Genomic DNA, 20,769 nt, shown 5'->3' with positions numbered 1-20,769 from the left:
CCGTCCCGCACCAGCACCCCGCTCCGCCATGGCCATCATCCGCACGCTTTTTCCCTTCTTAACATTGTCTTAAGAGTCCGCTGGCACCCTTTACACCATCCCAACACTGGAGCCCAACGGTATGACTCACCTCAACGATGCCCTGCGCCGCTTCGACGGCCAACGCCGGGTCTGGACGGCGGGACTGGAGCGAACCCTGCTCGGCTGGCTTGCCAGTCGCAGCGCATTGCCGCCCTCTTCGCAGGCACCCCGCCGGATCCTGGTCATTCGCAGCACCAACCGCATCGGCAACAACCTCTTCCTGCTGCCCTTCCTGCACCAGCTTCATCGCGCCCATCCCCACGCCGAGCTGGAGCTGGTGTGCAGCCCCACCGCCCTGCTCCCCTTCCTGGCCGATCTGCCCCTGCGGCACATTCATCAGATCCGGTTGCAGGGCAGACACCTGCCGGGCGCCCTCTCGGCACTCTCGCGTCTGCGCCGCCAACACTACGACAGGGTCTACGTCCCCTTCGCCTCCAGTACGGATCACTTCATCGCCGCCTGGGTACAGGCCCGTGAGAAATGCGGCTTCGACGATGGCCACGGGGATCTCATCTTCCAGCGTCCGCAGGCTCCGGACAGTGAGTGCCACTACGCCCACCAGCCCCTGCAACTGCTCGGCATACCGGGCAATCCGGCCGACCCCATCCCCCTTGGCAGCCTGTTGCAGGGGCCAAGCCCGGCCTTGAGTGCGCTGCGACGAGCCCATCCTGGCCGTCCCCTGATCGGCTTTTTCACCGGCGCCCGCAAGGGCAAGGGGCTCTCCCAGCCCCAGTGGCAGCGGTTGCTTGGGGATCTGCGCCGTCACAGCCCGGATGCCCTGCTGGTCCAGCTCGCGGATCCCGCCGCCCCCGAGCACCTGCTCGGGGACGTGCACGTTTCCCTTGGCAACATGGGGGAGCTGGCCCGCTTCACGGGCGGCCTCTCCCTCTTCGTCAGCGCCGACACCGGTCCCCTGCACCTGGCTGCCGCCAGCGGTGTGCCCTGTCTTGGCCTCTTTACCCAGACCGACCCAGCCCGCTACGGGTGCCTGGGCGCCCAGCACCTCAATCTGGTGATCGAGGATCGCAATGCCATCCCCCTCGACCAACAGTGGCTGACCGAGGCGCTCGCAAGCGCCCCTCACCCGGTGACGATGTCGGTTTCCCCCACCCGCTACCTGCCCGTCCCCCGTCCCGCCCTGATCCCCCTCTAGGGAGCGGCCATGCAAAAAAAGAGGGAAGGCTGTCGCCTTCCCTCTCTCGTCTTGGTGACACTCACCGGGCGCTCGTCCGGGTGAATGGAAGCCCTCAGGCCAACTCGGCGCGCAGCGCCCGGGTTGCATCGACCATCACCTTCAGGGCAGCGGTGGTCTCTTCCCAACCGCGGGTCTTGAGGCCGCAGTCCGGGTTCACCCAGAGCCGGTCCGCCGGGATTTGTTGCGCAGCCTTGCGGATGAGGTCTTCAATCCAGCCCTGGCTCGGTACGTTCGGCGAGTGGATGTCGTAGACGCCCGGGCCGATCTCGTTGGGGTAGTTGAAGCGCTCGAACGCTTCGAGCAACTGCATCTGGCTGCGGCTCGTCTCGATGGTGATCACATCCGCGTCCAGCGCCGCCACCGCCTCGATGATGAGGTTGAAGTCGCTGTAACACATGTGGGTGTGGATCTGGGTGCTGTCCACCACCGGGCTTGCGCTCAGGCGGAAGGCGCGCACCGCCCAGTCGAGATAGGCCTGGTGATCCTGCTTGCGCAGGGGCAGCCCTTCGCGGATCGCCGGCTCGTCGATCTGGATGATCTTGATGCCGGCGGCTTCCAAGTCAGCCACCTCGTCGCGAATGGCGAGGCCAATCTGCAGGGCGGACTGCTCGCGGCTCACGTCTTCGCGCGGGAAGGACCAGCAGAGAATGGTCACGGGGCCGGTCAGCATGCCCTTCACCGGCTTGTCGGTCAGGCTCTGGGCAAACTTCGTCCACTCAAGGGTCATGGGGGTGGGGCGGTCGATGTCACGGGTGATCACCGGCGGCTTGACGCAGCGGGAGCCATAGCTCTGTACCCAGCCAAAGCGGGTGATGGCAAAGCCGTCCAGCAGCTCCCCGAAATACTCCACCATGTCGTTGCGCTCCGCTTCACCGTGCACCAGCACGTCCAGCCCGATGGCCTCCTGGCGCTCAATCGCATCCTTGATCTGGGCCTGGATGCCCGCCTCGTAGGCCTGGTCATCGATGCGCCCAGCACGCCAATCCTGACGCAGCACCCGGATTTCAGAGGTCTGCGGGAAGGAGCCGATGGTGGTGGTGGGCAGGAGCGGCAGCTTCAGATCCGAGCGCTGCGCGTCGGCACGCACCGGGTAGGCGCTCTGGCGATCGAAGTCACTGTTGGTCAGGCTGGCGAGTCGTGACTGCACCGCCTTCTTGTGAACCCGGCTGTCGGACTCCCGATCCACGATGGGCTGGCTGTAAGCCTCGATTTTGTCCAGGGCGCCACCGTCCAGGTAGTCGGACAGCAGCCCCAGCTCATAGCACTTTTGCAGGGCGAAGGCGAACCAGCTGCGAGTCTGGGGATCCAGCTCGTGCTCCAGGGTCAAATCCACCGGGCTGTGCAGCAAGGAACAGGAGGAGGCCACCCAGAGGCGCTCGCCAAGCTTTTCTTTCAAGGCCTTGAGGGTCGGCGCCAGCTTGGCCAGGTTGGCACGCCAGACGTTGCGGCCGTTGATGACACCCGCCGAGAGTACCCACTGGGCCGGCAGGTGCGGGACCAGGGTCTCGAGCTGCTCGGGGGCAGCCACCAGATCCAGGTGCAGGCCGTCCACCTTCAGACTGGTGATGATGTCGCGCTGATGGGCCACGGACCCGAAGTAGGTGGTGAGCAGCAGCTTGCAGGGGCCGCTCAGGCGCTCATATGCCTTGAGGTAGGCCAGGCGCCACTCATCCGGCAGGTCCAGCGCCAGAGCCGGCTCGTCGATTTGCACCCACTCCACCCCCTGGGCCGCCAGTTTGGCCAGGATCTCCTGGTAGACGATCAGCAGGCGATCCAGCAGTTCGAGGCGGGAGAAGCCGCTCTCTTTCTCCTTGCCAAGCCAAAGGTAGGAGACAGGGCCCAGCAACACCGCCTTGACCGGCAGCCCAAGGGCCTTGGCCTCTTCCACCTCGTCAAAGAGCTGGCTCCAGCCCAGCTTGAAGCGCTGGTCACGGTAAAATTCCGGCACCAGGTAGTGGTAGTTGGTGTTGAACCACTTGGTCATCTCGGCAGCGGCCGCCGCCGGGCCGGTCGGCGCACGGCCACGGGCCACCCGGAACAGGGTGTCGAGGTCGGTGTCGCCGTGGCGGTGACGGGCAGGCACGGCGTCCACCAGCAGGCTGGTACCCAGCACCTGATCGTACCAGGCAAAATCCCCCACCGGCAGCAGGTTGACCCCGGCGGTACGCTGGGCCTGCCAGTGGCGCTCACGCAGGCTCTTGCCCACGGCGACCAGCTCGGCCTGGGTGGTTTCGCCACGCCAGTAGGATTCGAGGGCAAATTTCAGTTCGCGCTTGGCGCCGATACGGGGAAAGCCCAGGGTGTGTGCGAAGGTCATAGGTTCCATTCCTTATGCTCGTTTATCTGATGAGGATCTGGATTGTTTGGCCATCCAGATGTTTACACATCCAAAATGACAAGATAAGGTGACCTTGGCTATTGAATCCTCTTCAACTGGCTCTCAAGAATTTCTCAACTGACGCACAAAGGAGCAGTGCCATGGTCGCGCCCACCCCATCCAGCCCCCCTCAGAGCAGCAATCTGGGCATCGATCTCAAACACCTGAAGACCATCAGCGCCCTGGCCGAGCAAGGGTCCCTGGCCGGGGCCGCGCTCACCCTCAACCTCACCCAGTCCGCCCTCTCCCACCAGCTCAAGGAGCTGGAGACCCGCCTCAATCTGGAGCTGTTTCTTCGAAAAAGCCGCCCGCTGGTGCTGACGGCGGCAGGCCAGCATCTGCTGGCCCTGGCCCGTCAGGTGCTGCCCGCCCTGGCCCAGACCGAGCGCCAGCTGGTCGCCCTGCACAGCGGCGAGGCGGGCAGGCTGCATCTGGCCCTCGATTGCCACAGCTGCATCCAGTGGCTGCTGCCGCTGTTGCCGGACTTTCGCCGCCAGTGGCCCGGCGTGGATCTGGAGGTGGAGTCGGTGCCGGGTTTCGATGCCATCAGTGCCCTGCTTGGCGGCCAGCTCGACCTGCTGCTCACCTCGGATGTGCAGGCCCGCGGAGATCTTCATTTCGAGCCGCTGTTCGCCTTCGATCTCACCCTGGTGATGGCGCCGGATCACCCCCTCTGCCAGCAGCGGCGCATCGCACCGGACGATCTGCGACCGGAGGTGCTGCTGGTCTACCCGGTGGAGCGGGCGCGCATGGACGTGTTCAGCCGTTTCCTGCAACCGGCCGGGGTGGAGCCTGCCCGTTGCAAACCGGTGGACAACACCTCGGTCATGCTGCAGATGGCCGCCGCCGGGCTCGGGCTCGCCGCCTTGCCCCGCTGGGCCAGCGAGGAGTTCGTGCGCCAGGGCCTGCTTGAGGCGCGCCCTCTCGGGGAGGGCATTCGCCGCCATATGTATGGCGCCGTGCGCGCCGCCGACAAAGATCAGGCCTGCCTGCAGAGCCTGTTCGAGCGCATTCGCACCCGGATGGCGGCCCAGTAAGCCGGACACAAAAAAGCCGCCAGGATCAGGCGGCTTTCATCACGGGTTGCCCGCGCAGACGAAGAGTCGGGTATCAGCATTCATCACCCCTCGCCCCACCCAGCCTTCGCGGGCAGTTGCCACAAAGCTCCCCATCCCGGCGCTTGTAGTGCAGGCAGCAGCGCTGGCGCACATAGCCCGGGAAGGCCTCGTCCCGGGGCAGGCCCGCTTCGCGCCAGCCCGTCAGATGTGCCGACGGCAGGCCACAGGATTCAAGCCAGAGGGGGGCATGGGCCCTCACCTCCTCCCGACTCACCTCCCCGAAGAAATCGGGCACCCGCACCAGGGCCGCCAGCAGATCGTCCGCCAGGAGCGGGCGCACGAAACCGGGGCGCAGCCGCTGCGCCGTCCCAAGGAAGGTGAACAGCCCCTGCCAGTGCGCCTGGAGTCGCTCCCCGGCCGTCTTGATCAACACGCCGACCTCCCCTCTGATCATGGGCTCGGCCGGCAGGGTAAAGCCCGACACCACGCCGGCCTCATGCCCCTGTCCCAGCCTGTCGAGGGCAGGCACGGCCTGATGGCGATAGACGGCCACCATGGCGAGATAGATGGATTGCCAGCAGAGCATGCCCCAGCTGCGGGTGAGCCAGTAGGCGGGCCCCGCCTCCGGGTGTGCCTGCTGCCAGTGCGCATGGAGGGCTGCGGCCACCTCGGCCGACGTCGCCCCGGTGGCATCCGTCAGTGGCGGGCGCACGTCACCGGCCGCCACCAGGTTCCCCTTGAGGGACGGGATCAGGCTGGCCGCCGCCGCGAACAGGGCCTGGTGATCCGAGACGAGGGCACGTTCCGCGTCCGCTTTCTCCCGGCCAAGGCCGTGCTCCCGGCTAAGGCTGCGCGGCACACCGCGTGCCCTCTCCTCGCCCATTCGTTGAAAGGGCCCCGGGCGCGTGCCGGGGCGCAAGGTCAGAATGCGTATTTGAGTCGCGCCTCCACGCTTCGCTCGGCCCCGAACCAGCAGTTGTTCTGGTCGTAGCAGGAGTAGTAGGTCTTGTTGAACAGGTTGCTGGCGCCAAGCGATACCCCCATCCCCTTCAGGCTTGCGCTGAGGGCGGCGAGATCGTAGGAGGCGGACATATCCATCAGGAGGTAGTCCGGTACCTTGTCGGTGTTGGCGGCATCCATCTCGGCCTCCCCCACGTAGCGCAGGCCGGCGCCCACTCGCATCCCCTCGAGGTTGCCGCCGGGGTAGTAGTTGCTCCACAGCGACGCCATCTGTCTGGGGACCCAGACCGGCGTCTTGCCCTGCAGCGTGGTGGTGTCACGCGTGATCTCCATGTCCATCAGGGTGTAGTTGAGGGCCAGATCCAGCTGGCTGGTGAGATCGGCTCTCCCCTCAAGCTCGATGCCCCTGGAGACCGTCTCCCCGATCTGCAGCTTGGGCCCGTAGACATTGTCCGGGTCCGTCACCAGGGCATTCTTCTTGGTGATGTGGAACGCCGACAGGGTCGCCGTCTTGCCCATGTCGTCGGAGAGGAACTTGACGCCCCCTTCCCACTGATGACCGGTCGCCGGTTTGAACGCCTGACCCTGCTTGTCCGCCCCCGGCACCGGCTCGAAACTCTCGGCATAGCTCGCATAGGGGGAGAAGCCGCCATCCAGCTCATAGATAGCGCCGACACGGAAGGAGAGGTTGTCCTGATCGATGTGGGCCAGGGACTGGCTGTCCGCCCCCTGATAAAGGGTCCGGCTGTCGGTGTCCATCCGGTAGCGGTCGTAGCGGGCGCCGCCGATGGCCACCAGCCGATCGAGGCGCACCTGATCCTGCAGATAGACGCCGGTCTGGGACTGACGAATCACCTTTTTATCCTGGTAGTTGAAAGTGAGTGCCTCTGGGACTATCTGGCTATGGTTCGGGTTGAAAATGTCGATGCTGGGCGCCGAGTAGTCGAGGGTATCCCGGTAGAGGATATGGGCATCCAGGTACTGGTAATCGACCCCGAGCAGCAGGTTGTGCTGGGCAGAGCCCGTCTGCACCTTGCCCGCCAGCTGGTTGTCGATGACAACGCCGCGAGAGTCTTCATCGGTGAGATAGGCGTTGCGGGCCAGGGTGCGGTTGTCCGCCGCCAGGGCCGCGTTGTAGGTGTTGCGCTGATAGGCAGACGCATCCATATAGCGGGCATTTTGCAGCACCTGCCAGCGCTCGTTGAAGTCGTGGCTCAGCTTGTAGCCCAGCAGGGTCACATCCCGGTTGTACTCGTTCCAGTTCTCGTCACCAAGGAAGGTGTCGCTGCCAAGCTGCCCCAGGGGGTTGGACTTGGCCGAGCCGCTGGCGGGCACAGTGGTGTAGATGCCGGCCTCGGGATCCTTCTGGTAGTAAAGGTTGAGGTTCAGCAGGGTGCGCTCGCCGAGCTGCCAGTCCAGGGACGGCGCAAAGACGTAGCGCTCCTCCTTCGAGGTCACCGCCTGGCCATCCTTCTCCCGGGCCAGTCCCACCAGCCGATAGGCGAGCTGCTCGTTGATGGCACCGGTGCTGTCGAGGGTCATCTCCTTCAGGGTGCCCGTGCCAGTCGCCACGCTCACGTTGTGCTTGCTCTCCCGCTGGGGGCGCTTGGCGATGAGGTTGACCATGCCGCCGGGGGGCATGCTGCCATAGAGCACCGATGTCGGCCCCTTGAACACCTCCAGCTGCTCGATGGCCACCGGATCTATCTGGGGTTGCAGGTTCCAGTCGTTGTACTGGAGCAACAGGCCGTCATAGAAGTTCTGGTAGTTGTCAAAGCCACGGATGTTGAACAGATCCAGCCGGTTGACCGCCCCGCCCCGCAGCTCGGTGTTGACACCGGGCACGTAGCGCAGCGCCTCGCTCACCGAACTGACACCGCGCAGCGACAGGGTCTCCCCATCCACCACCGAGATGGCCTGGGGCGTCTCGATGGGGTCGAGCCGGGTCTTGGTCGCGGTGTTGCGATAGGTCTGGCCGAGCACGGTCAGGGTCTCGTCGGCGGTGGCCGTATCCTGGCTTTCGGGCGCGGCAGCCTGTACAGAGCCTGCAAGCAGGGTGGAGATGGTCACGGCGACCAGGGTCAAAGGGGGGTGAACAAGCTGCATCTGATCCTCGATTACTTACTGCATGTGAATAGTAACAAATATCATTTGCATTTTATTGTTCTATTTTGCCCCGATATTAACAATTTGGGGCATGTTGGCGCGGAAGCGGGGAAAGCGAGGGTGGCAGGCACGCCATCTGCTATCGGAGGCAACATGGCGACGCCGTCGAGGCTCTCAGGGAGGGCTCATCATGGCCGCCTGATGAAGGACACCTCCTTCACTTGCACAGCCAATTAGAAAGTAACCATCACATATTCAGAACATGGCGGCATTTTCACCCCCATATTCACACTCATCAGACAAGTATGGTCGCGTTCTCCCTCCCCTTGTTGATCCTGGTCAATCGCTATTGATAAAGGAGGCGATAGCATGCCCACCCTTTTATCAGCCCTGATTGAGACAATACCAAGCCATCAGCACACGCCTATGAATGAGACCGCCCACCAAAATCTGCACTGCGATACCCAACTCAACGTCACCTTCGGAGTCATCATCCTGACCCTGCTTATCGCCCTGATGGCCGTCAGTGTCAGCATCCGGACCTCTGCCGAGCGCAAGTACCACAAGGTGGCGGCCATGTTCGTGCACAACATGGCGACCCAGTCCATCGCGCCACAGTTCAAGTCACTGGAGCATGTCCTCAACGAAACGGGCAGTGTCATCGATGAATCAGGCCTGGATGCCTTCCTCAATGAGGATCATACGCCCCTTGGCCTCTCCCTGATGCAAACGTTGGCGCTCACCCCCTATGTGAAGAGCATCCTGCTCGCCGATCCGCAGGGGCGGTTCAACGCCATCCCCCATCTGCCGGTCGGGGAGCACGTTGATGCCAGGGAGCGCCCCTGGTTTCTCGCGGCCGCCGTGCGAACCCTCTTCGTGCACTACACCGACCACTACACCAGCCAATTCGACGACAAGAGCCGCAGCGTCTCCGTCTCCCGCCCCCTGCTCGACAGGGAGGGATTCTTCCTCGGCACCCTGGCCATGAACGTGGATCTCGAGCAGATGAGCTATCCCCTGCGTCAGCTCATGAGCCCTCTCAAGGGGGAGTTCTACCTGGTCGATCGGGCGGGCGACATCCTGCTGCATTCGGATGTGGGGAACCTGTTTCGCCATCGCGTGGACCGCCGGCTCATCGAGCAGATGACCAACGGCGCCGACCACCTCTTCGATGCAAAGCGCCAGACCCACCTCTACTACTACTCCTTCTCCAACCCGGACTGGTTCGTCATCTATGCCGTCAGCGATGCCAGGTTCAAGGAGGTAAGCAGCAGCGAGTCCCACCAGCTCCAGATCACCCTGGTGGGCTGCATGCTGATCTGCCTGCTCTGCTGGTGGTCCTTGCGTCATGTGCTCAGCAAGATGATTTTCGAGATCATCGCCCTGATGCGCGCCGGACGCATCCACCAAGGCAAACCGGGGGATCAGTTGCGCCAGGAGATCCAGAGCGGCCATCGCCAGATGCTGGAAGCCGTGGAGGCGTCCAACACGGATGCCCTGACAGGTCTGTTCAATCGCCGCTGCTTTGACAAGGCACTCGACGACCAGCTGATCGCCGGCCGCCCTTTCTGCCTGGGGTTGATCGATCTGGACAACTTCAAATCCATCAATGACACCCACGGCCACCCGGTCGGTGACGAGGTCCTGCGGGCGGTGGCCCGGGAAGGGCGGCAGATTGCAGGCCAGGAGGCCACCCTCTACCGCTACGGCGGCGAGGAGCTGGCCATCATCATTCCCGGGGATGACAGCACCAGAGCACTGACGCTGCTCGAGCAGTGGCGCACCCAGGTGGCACAGCGGCCATGGCGCGAACCGGACCTGGTGGTGACCTTCTCTGCCGGGTTGGGACTGTGGCGACAGGAGTCCGCCGAGCAACTGCTGGCGCGGGTCGATCAGGCGCTCTATCAGGCCAAGGATGCCGGCAAGAATCGGGTGCACCATGCCGACTGATCCCCTGGCACCGCGTCTGCGTCTGGCCATCGTGCTCGGGCTCCTCTTGCTGGTCGGCCTCACCGCCCTCAACCTTCTGCAGGCGGCCAGCGGCCTTCGCAAGGACAACGCGCGCAGCCTGAACCATGCCCGGGCCATGATAGAGAGCGCCATCAACGACAGTCAGTCCCTGGTCAAGGCCGCCCACCCCCTCGCCATGGGTCGCTGCCAGGATGAGCAACTGGCCCTGCGCGACCTCATCACCGCCTCCCCCTATGCGCGGGCACTCTATGTGCTGGAGGGGCAGCAACTGCGCTGTACCACCCTGCACAGGCCCATCCTCACCCGGGATATTCCCCGTGGCCCGGCGGGCAACCAGACGCTGATCCTCGCCAGACACAGCCCCATCACCGGGCAGACCGCCATCCTCTACCGTCAGCCATCCGGCGATCGCACCCTGCTGGTGGAGCTGGACGGCTTCCACATCTTCGGCGCCTTGCAGGCCGTGATGGGGGAGGACAACCTCTTCTTCCTCCTCGGGGACCAGGCCCTCGATGGCCACGGCAGGACCCTGCCCGCAGCCCGCCTGCTGGAAGGGGGACAACGTCTGCAACAGAGCGATCCCACCGCTCATCCCTATCGCCTGGTGGCGCTCAACGGTTACAAGGAAGTGCTGGCGTTTGCCTGGGCGTACAACCAGGAGAACCTGCTTGCCGCCCCTGTGCTGGCGCTGTTGCTGGGGCTGCTCACCTTCTATCTGAGGGGGCGCAGCGGCTCCCCTCGCAGCGAGCTTGCCAGAGCCATGGCGGCCCGGGAGTTCATCCCCCACCTGCAACCCGTGATGGACAGGCAGGGACGCCTGCGCGGTTGTGAAGTGCTGATGCGCTGGCGTCATCCCACACAAGGGATGATTGCCCCCAACCACTTCATTCCCCTCGCGGAGGAGTGCGGCTACATAGTGCCGATGACTCGCCAGTTGATGGCCCAGACCCGGGATTATCTGGTCGGGGTGGCCGACAGGCTGCCCCCCGGCTTTCACGTCGCCGTCAATGTCTGCGCCCAGCACTTCAAAAACCGGGACATCGTCGCCGAGTGCCGCGACTTTCTTCGCGCCTTCCCGGGCCAGGATCTGCGCCTGGTGCTCGAGGTGACGGAGCGGGAGATGGTGGATGCGGACGAGCAGACCCGCGCCATCTTCGATGCCCTGGACGAGCTGGGCGTGCTCATCGCCATCGATGACTTTGGCACCGGCCACTCCAGCCTCTGCTATCTGCAGATGTTCCATGTGGACATCATCAAAATCGATCGCAGCTTTATCAAGGGAATGAAAGAGGAAGGCCCCTCCCGCCATATCGTCGAAAACATCCTGGATCTCGCCCATCGCATGGGGCTGGCTCTGGTCGCCGAGGGGGTGGAGACCCAGGAGCAGGTCGAGATGGCACGCCACTATGGCATCGACTACCTGCAGGGCTTCTACTTCGCCAAGCCGCTGCCACCGGCCCAGTTCACTGATCTCCTGGCCAGCGCCACACGCCCGGAGCCATCCCGGCGCCATGCCGGGGTGAGCCTCCTTCCCTAACGGGGGGCGACGGGCAGCCAGTACTCCATGGTGGCGTCGGGCTGCTGGCCGTCAAAGCCGGGGGCATAGCGCTCCAGTTCGAAACCGTCCAGCCCACTGTATGCCGACTCCGGCAGCCAGTGCAGGATGAACCAGTGCAGGCTCTCCCCCAGCTGGGCAATGGGTCCTTTGTGGGTGAGCACGGCATACTCCTGGGCCGGCACGTTGAGACTCGACAGGCCGGGGGGCGTAGGCGCCGTCGTGGCCACTCCGGCCCAGTAAGGCAGCCGCTCCCCTGCCCCCGACACATCCACCACCCCCAGCCACTCCCTCGACAGGTCCAGCGCCCCCGTCTCGCGCAGCGCTCGCCAGATGGCGGGCACCGTCTGCTGAAAATCCGGTGAGGCATCGAACAACCCCCGGATCGTGCCCCTGACCCCCTGCAAGGTGAACGCCGGCAGGCTCTCTATGCGCACCTGCACCAGGTTGGGAGAGGCAGAGCGGGGGACCGCCGCCCGCACCAGGGGCGTGCGCAGCCCCAGCCGCACGGCCCGCTTGCGATACGCCAGCGGCGAGCAGCCAAATTGCTGCTTGAAGGCGCGGCTGAAACTCACTTCCGAGCCAAACCCGTGATCCAGCGCCACATCCAGCACCCGCAGCCGGGTGGAGAGCAGCGCCTCCGCCGCCATGCTCAGCTTCAGCTCGCGCACATAGTGAGCCACCGTCTGGCCCGTCTCATGCAGGAATACCCGTTGCAACTGCCAGCGGGACCAGCAGCTCTGCCGGGCCAGCGCCTCCAGGGAGAGCGGCTGATCCAGATTGGCATGGATGTAGTCGAGCACTCGCTCGATGCGGGTGAGATGGGTGCGCGCCTCGGGTGCCGGCTCACGGAGTGGGTGGGGAGAAGTCGGTGTCATGATGTGCTTGAGACCACGCCAGCAGAGGGCGCTCTGGCCCGGGAGGGCCACATTAAACAGGGGTGTCGCGCCGACCGCAAGGCCGGCGCACCGCCTGGCTATTCATCCCGCCTCGCTCAAGGTAGACGGCTCTGGCCATGCTCGGCAAAGTGGCTGCGAAGGGCGCTGATCACCCGCCGCACCTTCTCCGGGATCTCCCGCTGGGGGGTGATGGCATGGATCTCCATGGGAGGGGCCAAAAAGCCCGGCAGCAGCACGAGTAATCGACCGGTTGCGATATCTTCTTCTATTTCACCTTCCGGTTGCAGCGAAATCCCCTGCCCTGCCAGGGTAAACTGGCGCAGGGGCAAGACGTTGTTGCACAGCACCCTGGGCTTGGGCTTGATCTTGTGGGCCTCCCCCTTCTCGTCCAACAGCAGTATCCCGCCCCCCAGCATGTCCGAGGCCAGCCAGTCGTGGGCCAGCAGATCTGCCGGGCTGCGCGGCGTGCCCTTGCGTGCCAGATAGGCGGGCGAGGCACACAGCAGCATCCGGGTCTGACCCAGCCTGCGCGCCACCAGGGTGGAATCTTCAAGCGTGCCGACCCGCAACGCCACGTCGATGCGATCCTTGATGAGATCCCGCTTCTCGTCGTCGGCAATGATCTGGATGCCCAGGCCCGGGTGCGCCTGCAGCAGCGGCGAGAGCGCCCGCGCCAGGGGCTGGCCGGCCATCCCCACCGGCGCGGTGATCCGCACTTCTCCGAGCAGGCTGTCGCGCACCTCCGAGAGGCGCAGCTCGGTGTCGTTCAGGGTCTGCTGCAACGACTGGCAACCCTGCCACACCACCTCCCCCGCCTCGGTCAGGCTGAGGCGGCGGGTGGAGCGGTGCAGCAGGGGCAGGCCGAGCTGGCTCTCCAGCTGGCTGATATGCTGGCTGACGGCGGACGGGGTCATGCCGAGGGCCTTGGCGGCGCCGGTCATGCTGCCCGCCTCCACCACGGCGGCGAAGATGGCGTAGCGTCTGAGCTGATCCATTATGAAGCCCTGCTTACAAGTGAATGCAATTTTAAGTGGATTATTAAATCACACTCGGGGGCGTAGGATAGCCCCATTCCCACAGTGAAGGAGAATTCCCATGAAGATTGCCCTCATCGGTGCCAGCGGTTTTGTCGGTTCAGCCATCCTCCAGGAGGCCGTCAGCCGCGGTCATCAGGTCACCGCCATCGTGCGTGACGTGAGCAAGGTCGCCGCTCACCCGCAAGTCACCGCCGTGGCGGTGGACGCCCAGGACAGCCAGGCACTGGCCAAGGTGCTCAAGGGGCACGATCGGGTGATCAGTGCCTACAACCCGGGCTGGAGTGCCCCGGACATCTACGATCAGTACCTCAAGGGGGCCAGCGCCATCGTGGCCGCCGCCAACGACGCCGGGAGCTGGCTGCTGGTGGTCGGCGGTGCCGGCAGTCTGGAAATCGCCCCGGGCGTGCAGCTGGTGGACACCCCGGAGTTCCCGGCAGAGTGGAAGCAAGGGGCCCTCGCGGCCCGGGATGGTTTCACCGCCCTTCGCCGGGAAACCACCCTCGACTGGCGTTTCGTCTCCCCACCGGTGTTCCTCGAACCCGGCGAGAAGCGCGGCGGTTACCGCCTTGGCACGGATCAGGTGATGTTCAGCGGCGAGCAGCCCGCCGGGATCACGGTCGGCGATCTGGCGGACGGGGTGCTGAACGAGGTGCAAGCACCGGCTCACCTGCGCCAGCGTTTCACCCTGGGTTATTGAGGAAAGGCGCGCCAGCAACCCTTCCCATGACAGTCACACGGAGGGAGGCGGATGCCTCCCTCCGCCTTTTCTCTCCCGCGTCTATCCCGTCACGCCAATGTCGCTCTCACCCGGTACGGCCGATCGCCGCCTGAGCCGCCCGTTGCTCGTTCCATTCGCTCAAGTCCGAATTCCATTTCGAATTTTGTATATAACTAAGAATATTTTGTTGCTTCCACCTTATAACCTCGAACAGTAGCATCACCCTCAACCCAAACGGCGCCACTCAAGAAGAGTGCGCCCCGGTTTCGCAACACCCCGCACGCCGGGGCATGCAGACCCCGTTCACGGAAAGTGAGGAGATGCCCATGACCACCCCATCATTGCCGATCATCGATCTCGCCGCCCTCAAGGGCACCCCGGCTGCACGCAGCCAGATGCTGGCGCAGCTTGGCCAGGCCGCCCGCGAAGTGGGCTTTTTCTATCTGGTGGGCCATGATCTGAGCGAATCGGCGCGCCAGGAGACCCTGGCGCTCGCCGCCCGCTTCTTCGCCCTGCCACTTGAAGAAAAACTGGCGGTGCAGATGGTCCACTCCCCCCACTTTCGCGGCTACAACCAGGTGGGGGCAGAGCTCACCCGGGCACGGCCGGATCTGCGGGAGCAGTTCGATATCATGAACGAGGCCCAGGCCCTGCCTGTGGCGCACATTCGTGAACCCTGGCAGCGCCTCATCGGCCCCAACCAGTGGCCCGCCGCCCTGCCCGAGATGAAGACACGGCTGCTGGCATGGCAGGATCGACTCAGCGACATCACCCTCACCCTGCTGGACGCCTTCGCAGAGGTGCTGGGGCAGCCCGCCGGAGTATTTGATGAGAGTATTCGCGGTACCCCCTACCAGCACATGAAGCTCATTCACTACCCCGGACAACCGGAAGGCAGCAGTGGTCAGGGGGTAGGTGCCCACAAGGATCCCGGCTACCTGACGCTGGTGATGCAGGACGATCACTCCGGGCTCGAGGTGGAGACGGCAGATGGCTGGATCCCCGCGCCCCCCCTGCCGGGCGCCCTGGTGGTCAACATCGGCGAGCTGCTGGAGCTCGCGTCCGACGGCTACCTCAAGGCCACCCTGCACCGGGTGGTGAGCCCGCCTCCCGGGGTATCGCGCCTCTCCTGCGCCTTCTTCATGGCGGCAAGGCTGGATGCGACTGTGCCACTGCTTAGCCTCTCCCCCGAGCTGGCGGCGCTGGCCGAAGGGCCCCAGAGCGATCCCGCCAACCCGCTCTTTTATCAGGTGGGGGAAAACGTGCTCAAGGGGAGGCTGCGCTCCCACCCGGATGTGGCGGCCCGCCACTATGCAGGCGAGCCGCAGCGCGAGCCAGCGCTAGCCTGACAACACCGCCACACCACATGAGAAAAGGGGCGCGACGGCGCCCCGGATAACACAAGCAGTCGGGCAACAGCCTGGCAATGACGGAGTACAAAAATGAAATTCAAGACCATGAGCGTGCACAGCGGCCAGCGGATCGATCCCCAGACCGGCGCCCTCACCACCCCGCTCTACCAGAGCAGCACCTTCAGCTACTTCAACGCCCAGGCGGGCCAGGAGCGCTTCGCAGGTCAAGCTCCCGGCTTCATCTACAGCCGCTTTGGCAACCCTACCACCGCCGAACTGGAGCAGAAGCTGGCAGCCCTCGAAGGTGCAGATGAGGCACTGGTGGTGGCCAGCGGCATGGCGGCGGTGAGTGCCATCATGTATGCCCTGGCCGACAGCGGTGATGAAGTGGCCTATATCGGCCCCCTCTACGGCGGCACCGATGCCTTCCTCAAGCAGACCTTCAGCCGCGCCGGCATCAAGATCACCGCCTACGAGAGCGATCAGGCGCTGTTGGCCAACATCCGCCCCGCCACCAAGGTGGTACTCTTTGAAACCCTGACCAACCCCACCCTCAAGGTGGTGGATCCGCGGGTGGTGGTGGAGGCGGCCCGCAAGGTGGGTGCCATCACGGTGTGTGACAACACCTTCCTCACCCCCTATCTGCTGCGCCCGCTCGAGCTTGGCATCGACATCGTCATGCACAGCGGCACCAAGTACCTGGGCGGTCACGGCGACATCATCGCCGGGGTGGTGGCGGGCTCTCACGCGCTGATGAAGTCGATTCGCACCGTGGCCCTCAAGCACATCGGCTCCCCCATCGGCCCGCAGGAGGCCTACCTGCTGCAACGGGGGGTCAAGACCCTTCCCCTGCGCATGGATGCCCACCTGCACAACGCCCAGAAGGTGGCCGAGTTCCTGGATGCCCACCCGGCGGTGAAGAAGGTGATCTACCCGGGCCTTGCCAGCCATCCGGGCCACGATGCCCTCGGCGCCTTCGCCAGCGGCTTTGGCGGCATGGTGAGCATCGAGCTGGAAGGCGGGTTTGAGCGCTGCGCCACCCTGCTCGACAACCTGCAACTCTTCGTGCAGGCGGTGAGCCTCGGCGATCTCGAGAGCCTGGCCTGCCATCCGGCCAGCACCACCCACGCCGCCATGGACGAGGCGAGCCGCCTCGCCGTCGGAGTCAATGACGATCTCATCCGCTTCAGCATCGGGGTGGAAGATGCCGACGATCTGATTGCCGATCTGGCCGCCGCCCTGGCCCTCCTCTGATATCCAGTAGCGATCCGGGCGAGTGACGCAATAAAAAAAGGGAAGGCAATGCCTTCCCTTTCTCTTTTCTGCCCGTCGCCCTCATCAGGCGTCGTGGTAATCCTGGCAGGCGCTCAGGGTGTTCTCCATCAGGCTGGCGACCGTCATGGGGCCTACTCCCCCCGGTACCGGCGTGATGAAGGCGGCGTGATTACGCGCGGTCTCATACTCCACATCTCCCACCAAGGAGCCGTCCGCAAGGCGGTTGATGCCCACGTCGATCACCAGGGCACCGGGTTTGACCCACTCCCCCGGAATGAAGTTGGGCTTGCCCACCGCCACGACCAGCAAGTCGGCCCGGCGCACCTGGGTCTCCAGATCCTGGGTGAAGCGGTGACAGGTGGTGGTGGTGCAACCGGCCAGCAGCAGCTCCAGCGTCATGGGACGCCCCACGATGTTGGAAGCCCCGACCACCACCGCATGCAGACCATGGGTCTTGACGCCTGTGGTCTCGATCAGAGTCATGATCCCCTTGGGGGTGCAGGGTCGCAGCGCCGGGATGCGCTGGGCCAGACGACCCACGTTGTAGGGATGGAAGCCATCAACGTCCTTGTCGGGACGAATGCGCTCCAGCACCTGGGTGGTATCGCAGTGAGCCGGCAAGGGCAACTGCACCAGGATGCCGTCCACTTCCGGATCCTCGTTGAGCTGGTCGATCAGGGACAGCAGCTCCGCTTGTGTCGCCGTGGCGCTGAGGTCATAGGAGCGGGAGACAAATCCCACCTCTTCACAAGCGCGACGTTTGCTGCCCACATAGACTTGGGAGGCCGGATCCAGCCCCACCAGGATCACCGCCAGACCCGGTGCCCGTTTCCCCTGCGCCAACCGCTGTTGGACTTGCGCGGCGACCTGATTGCGAATCGTTTGCGCAACCTGTTTTCCATCAATGATTTTGGCAGACATCGTTCTTCACTCACCATGTGTTCAACTGCGGCGCATTGTCGCATTTTTTTGGCGCGGGTGTTAGCGGCTCTCGCAGGGAGGGCAATAAGTAGGCACTTGAATTTACTGGCGGAAAAAGTCGTTGACGCTGACTTTGGCGCTTGGGTATGATGCCCGCCCGTTGCCCAGTGGTGCCGCCGAAGGTATGCTGGATGGCGAATTTTCGGTGATTAGCGCAGCCCGGTAGCGCATCTGGTTTGGGACCAGAGGGTCAAAGGTTCGAATCCTTTATCACCGACCAGGTTCATCGGGAAATCCCCGGATTTCTTGATACAACGCGCCCTTAGCTCAGTCGGATAGAGCAACGGCCTTCTAAGCCGTGGGTCGCAGGTTCGAATCCTGCAGGGCGCGCCATCGATACGGATGAGTTTGATTGCTGTATCGAAGGCAGATTTCAGTGGTGGCTGTAGCTCAGTTGGTAGAGTCCCGGATTGTGATTCCGGTTGTCGTGGGTTCGAGCCCCATCAGCCACCCCATTATTCCCCTCCAGGCTGGGATCAGCCTGATGAGACAGCAGCACGCTGTCTGTTTGGACCGGCCACTGGCCGGTCTTTTTGTTTCTGCGCCGTCCGCTTTTTGGCGCAACGCCCCCACCCCATCCTCTGGCGCTCGGCGCCCTGCTCAGGACGCAATCCGGACCGCCGTCACAAAAATGGGGTTTTCTGCCCCGCTCAAGACAAGCCCTCCTCATGCCATGACCCAGCGCAAGTCCAGGTCTGATCCCTCGTGTTATGGATAAAAAGATTGATAACACGGCTGCCAGGGCGCTCCTTCCTTCTCTTATCCCTTGTCCAGGAGCAGCCAAATTCGATGGCACCGATTCATCTTTTCGTAATACGGTCATCCCATCCTTAATCAATTAGCTGAAATATAAGGAGTTATTGATAACCCCCCGATGCCGGTCCAAGGCCCAACCTGTCACATGCCCCGCCGGTTGCAGGAAAAGTTCCCATACTGAGTTGTCTGCATTGCACATGACTGCCAAGGAGAGACAGAGATGAGTGAAGAAAGCAAATGCCCCTTCAACCACACCGCCGGCGTCGGCAGAACCAATCGAGATTGGTGGCCGAACCAGTTGCGGCTGGATCTGCTGCATCAGCATTCCCCCGGCGCCGATCCCATGGACAAGGATTTTGACTACGCCAAGGCCTTCGCCAGCCTGGATTACAAGGCACTCAAGAGAGATCTGGTCAAGCTGATGACGGATTCCCAGGAGTGGTGGCCGGCGGACTTCGGTCACTACGGCCCCCAGTTCATCCGCATGACCTGGCATGCTGCGGGCACCTATCGCACCACCGACGGTCGCGGTGGCGGCGGCCGTGGCCAACAGCGCTTCGCCCCCCTCAACAGCTGGCCGGACAACGTCAACATCGACAAGTCCCGTCGCCTGCTCTGGCCCATCAAGCAGAAATACGGCAACAAGATCTCCTGGGCCGATCTGCTGATCCTCGCCGGCAACGTCGCCCTGGAGACCATGGGTTTTCGCACCTTCGGCTTTGGCGGTGGGCGGCCCGACGTGTGGGAGCCGGATCAGGACGTCAACTGGGGGGATGAAATTGCCTGGCTCGGGGTCGATCCCGATCGGGTCAAGGGCGATCGCGAGCTTACGGCCCCCTTCGGTGCCACCCACATGGGCCTCATCTACGTCAACCCGGAAGGGCCCAACGCCAGCGGTGACTACATGGAGGCTGCCAAGGACATCCGTTCCACCTTCGGTCGCATGGCCATGAACGATGAAGAGACGGTCGCCCTTATCGCGGGCGGCCACACCTTCGGCAAGGCCCACGGCGCCGCGCCCGAATCCCACAAGGGGCCAGAGCCGGAAGCCGCGCCTCTGGAGGCCCAGGGCCTCGGCTGGATGAGCGACTTCGGCAGCGGCCATGGCAAGGACACCGTCTCGAGCGGGCTCGAAGTGACCTGGACCAAGACACCGGCCCTGTGGAGCAACAACTTCTTTGAAAACCTGTTCAACTACGAGTGGGAGCTGACCAAGTCGCCAGCCGGCGCCAAGCAGTGGGTGGCCAAGGATGCGCCGGAGATCATTCCCGATGCGCACATCCCCGGCAAGTTCCACAAGCCGACCATGCTCACTACCGACCTGACACTGCGCTTTGACACCGAGTTTGGCAAGATCTCCCGCCACTTCTACGAGGATCCGCAGGCCTTCGCCGATGCCTTCGCCCGCGCCTGGTTCAAGCTGACCCACCGCGACATGGGCCCCATCGTCCGCTACCTGGGGCCGGAGGTACCCAAAGAGGAGCTGATCTGGCAAGACCCCATCCCCGCCGTCAATCATCCCCTGATCGATGACAAGGACGTGGCCCTGCTCAAGGAGCAGATCCTGGCGGCCTCCCTGTCCGTGGCCGAGCTGGTGTCGACCGCCTGGGCTTCCGCGTCCACCTTCCGTGGCTCCGACAAGCGTGGCGGCGCCAACGGTGCCCGCATCCGTCTCGCTCCGCAAAAGGAGTGGGCCGTCAACCAGCCTGCCCAGCTTGCGAAGGTGCTTCAGGCCCTCGACGGGATACAGCAGGCCTTCAACGCCTCCGCCACCGGCGGCAAGCGGGTATCCCTCGCCGACCTCATCGTGCTGGCGGGCGGCGTGGGGGTCGAGCAGGCCGCGAAGAGAGCCGGTGTCGCCGTGACCGTGCCCTTCACTCCGGGCCGAATGGATGCCTCCCAGGCCCAGACCGATGTGGACTCCTTCGCGGTGCTCGAGCCCCTCGCCGATGGATTTCGCAACTACGCGGGCGAGTGCGCGGGCTTCGCGGAGACCATGCTGATCGACAAGGCACAGCTGCTCACCCTGAGTGCCCCCGAGATGACGGTACTGGTGGGCGGCATGCGGGTGCTCGGCACCAACGCGGGCAACTGCCACGGGGTCTTTACCGCCGCCCCGGGCACCCTCTCCAACGACTTCTTCGTCAACCTGCTCGACATGGGCACGGAGTGGAAGCCGGAGGCGGGCAGCCAGGGAGTCTATGAAGGCCGTGATCGCCAGAGCGGCAAGGTGAAGTGGACCGGAACCCGGGTCGATCTGGTGTTCGGTTCCAACTCCCAGCTGCGCGCCCTGGCGGAGGTCTACGCCAGTGTGGATGCCAAGGAGAAGTTCGTGAAGGACTTCGTGGCGGCCTGGACCAAGGTGATGAATCTGGATCGCTTCGACCTCGCCTGAGGCTAAAGCACTGCTCGACCACCAAGCCCGGTATCACTACCGGGCTTTTTTAT

General features: G+C 64.1%; 14 protein-coding genes and 3 tRNA genes. 11 read left to right on the top strand and 6 right to left on the bottom strand.

The features are described from left to right. Nucleotides 1-121 precede the first annotated feature (121 nt). Nucleotides 122-1,234, top strand: coding sequence for a glycosyltransferase family 9 protein (locus C2U30_RS01685; RefSeq protein ID WP_103243031.1), 1,113 nt, complete (start codon nt 122-124; stop codon nt 1,232-1,234). A gap of 94 nt (nt 1,235-1,328) precedes the next feature. Here the strand turns inward: C2U30_RS01685 and metE are convergent, their stop codons facing one another. After that, on the bottom strand, nt 1,329-3,593 hold the full coding sequence (gene metE, locus C2U30_RS01680; RefSeq protein WP_039041274.1) for a 5-methyltetrahydropteroyltriglutamate--homocysteine S-methyltransferase: 2,265 nt from the start codon (nt 3,591-3,593) through the stop codon (nt 1,329-1,331). A gap of 161 nt (nt 3,594-3,754) precedes the next feature. On the opposite strand from metE, the gene C2U30_RS01675 reads away from it, so the two are divergent. Continuing rightward, the gene (locus C2U30_RS01675) at nt 3,755-4,690 is read left to right on the top strand and encodes a LysR substrate-binding domain-containing protein (RefSeq protein ID WP_039041273.1); all 936 of its coding nucleotides are present in this window, start codon (nt 3,755-3,757) and stop codon (nt 4,688-4,690) included. A 73-nt stretch (nt 4,691-4,763) separates the two neighbouring features. Here C2U30_RS01675 and C2U30_RS01670 read toward each other — a convergent pair whose 3' ends face one another. After that, on the bottom strand, nt 4,764-5,570 hold the full coding sequence (locus tag C2U30_RS01670; protein ID WP_233721039.1) for a siderophore ferric iron reductase: 807 nt from the start codon (nt 5,568-5,570) through the stop codon (nt 4,764-4,766). Nucleotides 5,571-5,632: 62 nt separating this feature from the next. Further along, on the bottom strand, nt 5,633-7,777 hold the full coding sequence (locus tag C2U30_RS01665) for a TonB-dependent siderophore receptor (protein ID WP_103243029.1): 2,145 nt from the start codon (nt 7,775-7,777) through the stop codon (nt 5,633-5,635). A gap of 426 nt (nt 7,778-8,203) precedes the next feature. On the opposite strand from C2U30_RS01665, the gene C2U30_RS01660 reads away from it, so the two are divergent. Then, nucleotides 8,204-9,727: a GGDEF domain-containing protein gene (locus C2U30_RS01660; RefSeq protein WP_158654767.1), complete on the top strand. Its 1,524-nt coding sequence runs from the start codon at nt 8,204-8,206 to the stop codon at nt 9,725-9,727. Further along, nucleotides 9,717-11,285, top strand: coding sequence for an EAL domain-containing protein (locus tag C2U30_RS01655; protein WP_158654766.1), 1,569 nt, complete (start codon nt 9,717-9,719; stop codon nt 11,283-11,285). Before C2U30_RS01660 ends, C2U30_RS01655 begins: the two co-directional genes overlap by 11 nt. Here C2U30_RS01655 and C2U30_RS01650 read toward each other — a convergent pair. Further along, entirely contained in the window at nt 11,282-12,181 is a 900-nt protein-coding gene (locus C2U30_RS01650) for an AraC family transcriptional regulator (protein ID WP_103244621.1), read from the bottom strand. The genes C2U30_RS01655 and C2U30_RS01650 overlap by 4 nt on opposite strands. Nucleotides 12,182-12,297: 116 nt before the next feature. Further along, a complete protein-coding gene (locus C2U30_RS01645; protein ID WP_069651359.1) occupies nt 12,298-13,197 on the bottom strand; it encodes a LysR family transcriptional regulator in 900 nt (299 codons plus the stop codon). Between the two features lie 100 nt (nt 13,198-13,297). On the opposite strand from C2U30_RS01645, the gene C2U30_RS01640 reads away from it, so the two are divergent. From C2U30_RS01640 to C2U30_RS01630, 3 genes are all read left to right on the top strand, one after another. Continuing rightward, complete coding sequence (locus C2U30_RS01640; protein ID WP_103243025.1) at nt 13,298-13,936, top strand: NAD(P)-dependent oxidoreductase; 639 nt, start codon at nt 13,298-13,300, stop codon at nt 13,934-13,936. A 347-nt stretch (nt 13,937-14,283) separates the two neighbouring features. Next, a complete protein-coding gene (locus tag C2U30_RS01635) occupies nt 14,284-15,306 on the top strand; it encodes an isopenicillin N synthase family dioxygenase (protein WP_103243024.1) in 1,023 nt (340 codons plus the stop codon). Between the two features lie 93 nt (nt 15,307-15,399). After that, on the top strand, nt 15,400-16,563 hold the full coding sequence (locus tag C2U30_RS01630; RefSeq protein ID WP_103243023.1) for a trans-sulfuration enzyme family protein: 1,164 nt from the start codon (nt 15,400-15,402) through the stop codon (nt 16,561-16,563). 84 nt (nt 16,564-16,647) lie between these two features. Here the strand turns inward: C2U30_RS01630 and folD are convergent, their stop codons facing one another. Beyond that, on the bottom strand, nt 16,648-17,505 hold the full coding sequence (gene folD, locus C2U30_RS01625) for a bifunctional methylenetetrahydrofolate dehydrogenase/methenyltetrahydrofolate cyclohydrolase FolD (RefSeq protein ID WP_010674955.1): 858 nt from the start codon (nt 17,503-17,505) through the stop codon (nt 16,648-16,650). A gap of 203 nt (nt 17,506-17,708) precedes the next feature. Here folD and C2U30_RS01620 point away from each other — a divergent pair. The 4 genes from C2U30_RS01620 (at nt 17,709) to katG (ending at nt 20,716) form a co-directional block, all read left to right on the top strand. Beyond that, nucleotides 17,709-17,785: transfer RNA gene (locus C2U30_RS01620), tRNA-Pro, on the top strand. A gap of 36 nt (nt 17,786-17,821) precedes the next feature. Further along, a tRNA-Arg gene (locus tag C2U30_RS01615) sits at nt 17,822-17,898 on the top strand. A 46-nt stretch (nt 17,899-17,944) separates the two neighbouring features. Next, nucleotides 17,945-18,020 (top strand) — tRNA-His (locus C2U30_RS01610). Nucleotides 18,021-18,541: 521 nt separating this feature from the next. Beyond that, nucleotides 18,542-20,716 carry a catalase/peroxidase HPI gene (gene katG / locus C2U30_RS01605; RefSeq protein ID WP_103243021.1) on the top strand — a complete coding sequence of 725 codons (2,175 nt, stop codon included), beginning with the start codon at nt 18,542-18,544 and terminating at the stop codon, nt 20,714-20,716. Nucleotides 20,717-20,769: the final 53 nt, after the last annotated feature.

This window comes from Aeromonas sp. ASNIH5 (genome assembly GCF_002902865.1).
Taxonomy (GTDB): Bacteria; Pseudomonadota; Gammaproteobacteria; order Enterobacterales; family Aeromonadaceae; genus Aeromonas; species Aeromonas caviae.
Note: the sequence above shows the minus strand (reverse complement) of the source record. Positions and strands in the feature narration are given on the sequence as shown.

What these genes read in the sequence shown, in the direction of transcription:
- C2U30_RS01685 (WP_103243031.1), top strand. Translation starts at nt 122, where the DNA reads ATGACTCACCTCAACGATGCCCTGCGCCGCTTCGACGGCCAACGCCGG.
- metE (WP_039041274.1), bottom strand. Translation starts at nt 3,593, where the DNA reads ATGACCTTCGCACACACCCTGGGCTTTCCCCGTATCGGCGCCAAGCGC.
- C2U30_RS01675 (WP_039041273.1), top strand. Translation starts at nt 3,755, where the DNA reads ATGGTCGCGCCCACCCCATCCAGCCCCCCTCAGAGCAGCAATCTGGGC.
- C2U30_RS01665 (WP_103243029.1), bottom strand. Translation starts at nt 7,777, where the DNA reads ATGCAGCTTGTTCACCCCCCTTTGACCCTGGTCGCCGTGACCATCTCC.
- C2U30_RS01660 (WP_158654767.1), top strand. Translation starts at nt 8,204, where the DNA reads ATGAATGAGACCGCCCACCAAAATCTGCACTGCGATACCCAACTCAAC.
- C2U30_RS01655 (WP_158654766.1), top strand. Translation starts at nt 9,717, where the DNA reads ATGCCGACTGATCCCCTGGCACCGCGTCTGCGTCTGGCCATCGTGCTC.
- C2U30_RS01650 (WP_103244621.1), bottom strand. Translation starts at nt 12,181, where the DNA reads ATGACACCGACTTCTCCCCACCCACTCCGTGAGCCGGCACCCGAGGCG.
- C2U30_RS01645 (WP_069651359.1), bottom strand. Translation starts at nt 13,197, where the DNA reads ATGGATCAGCTCAGACGCTACGCCATCTTCGCCGCCGTGGTGGAGGCG.
- C2U30_RS01640 (WP_103243025.1), top strand. Translation starts at nt 13,298, where the DNA reads ATGAAGATTGCCCTCATCGGTGCCAGCGGTTTTGTCGGTTCAGCCATC.
- C2U30_RS01635 (WP_103243024.1), top strand. Translation starts at nt 14,284, where the DNA reads ATGACCACCCCATCATTGCCGATCATCGATCTCGCCGCCCTCAAGGGC.
- C2U30_RS01630 (WP_103243023.1), top strand. Translation starts at nt 15,400, where the DNA reads ATGAAATTCAAGACCATGAGCGTGCACAGCGGCCAGCGGATCGATCCC.
- folD (WP_010674955.1), bottom strand. Translation starts at nt 17,505, where the DNA reads ATGTCTGCCAAAATCATTGATGGAAAACAGGTTGCGCAAACGATTCGC.
- katG (WP_103243021.1), top strand. Translation starts at nt 18,542, where the DNA reads ATGAGTGAAGAAAGCAAATGCCCCTTCAACCACACCGCCGGCGTCGGC.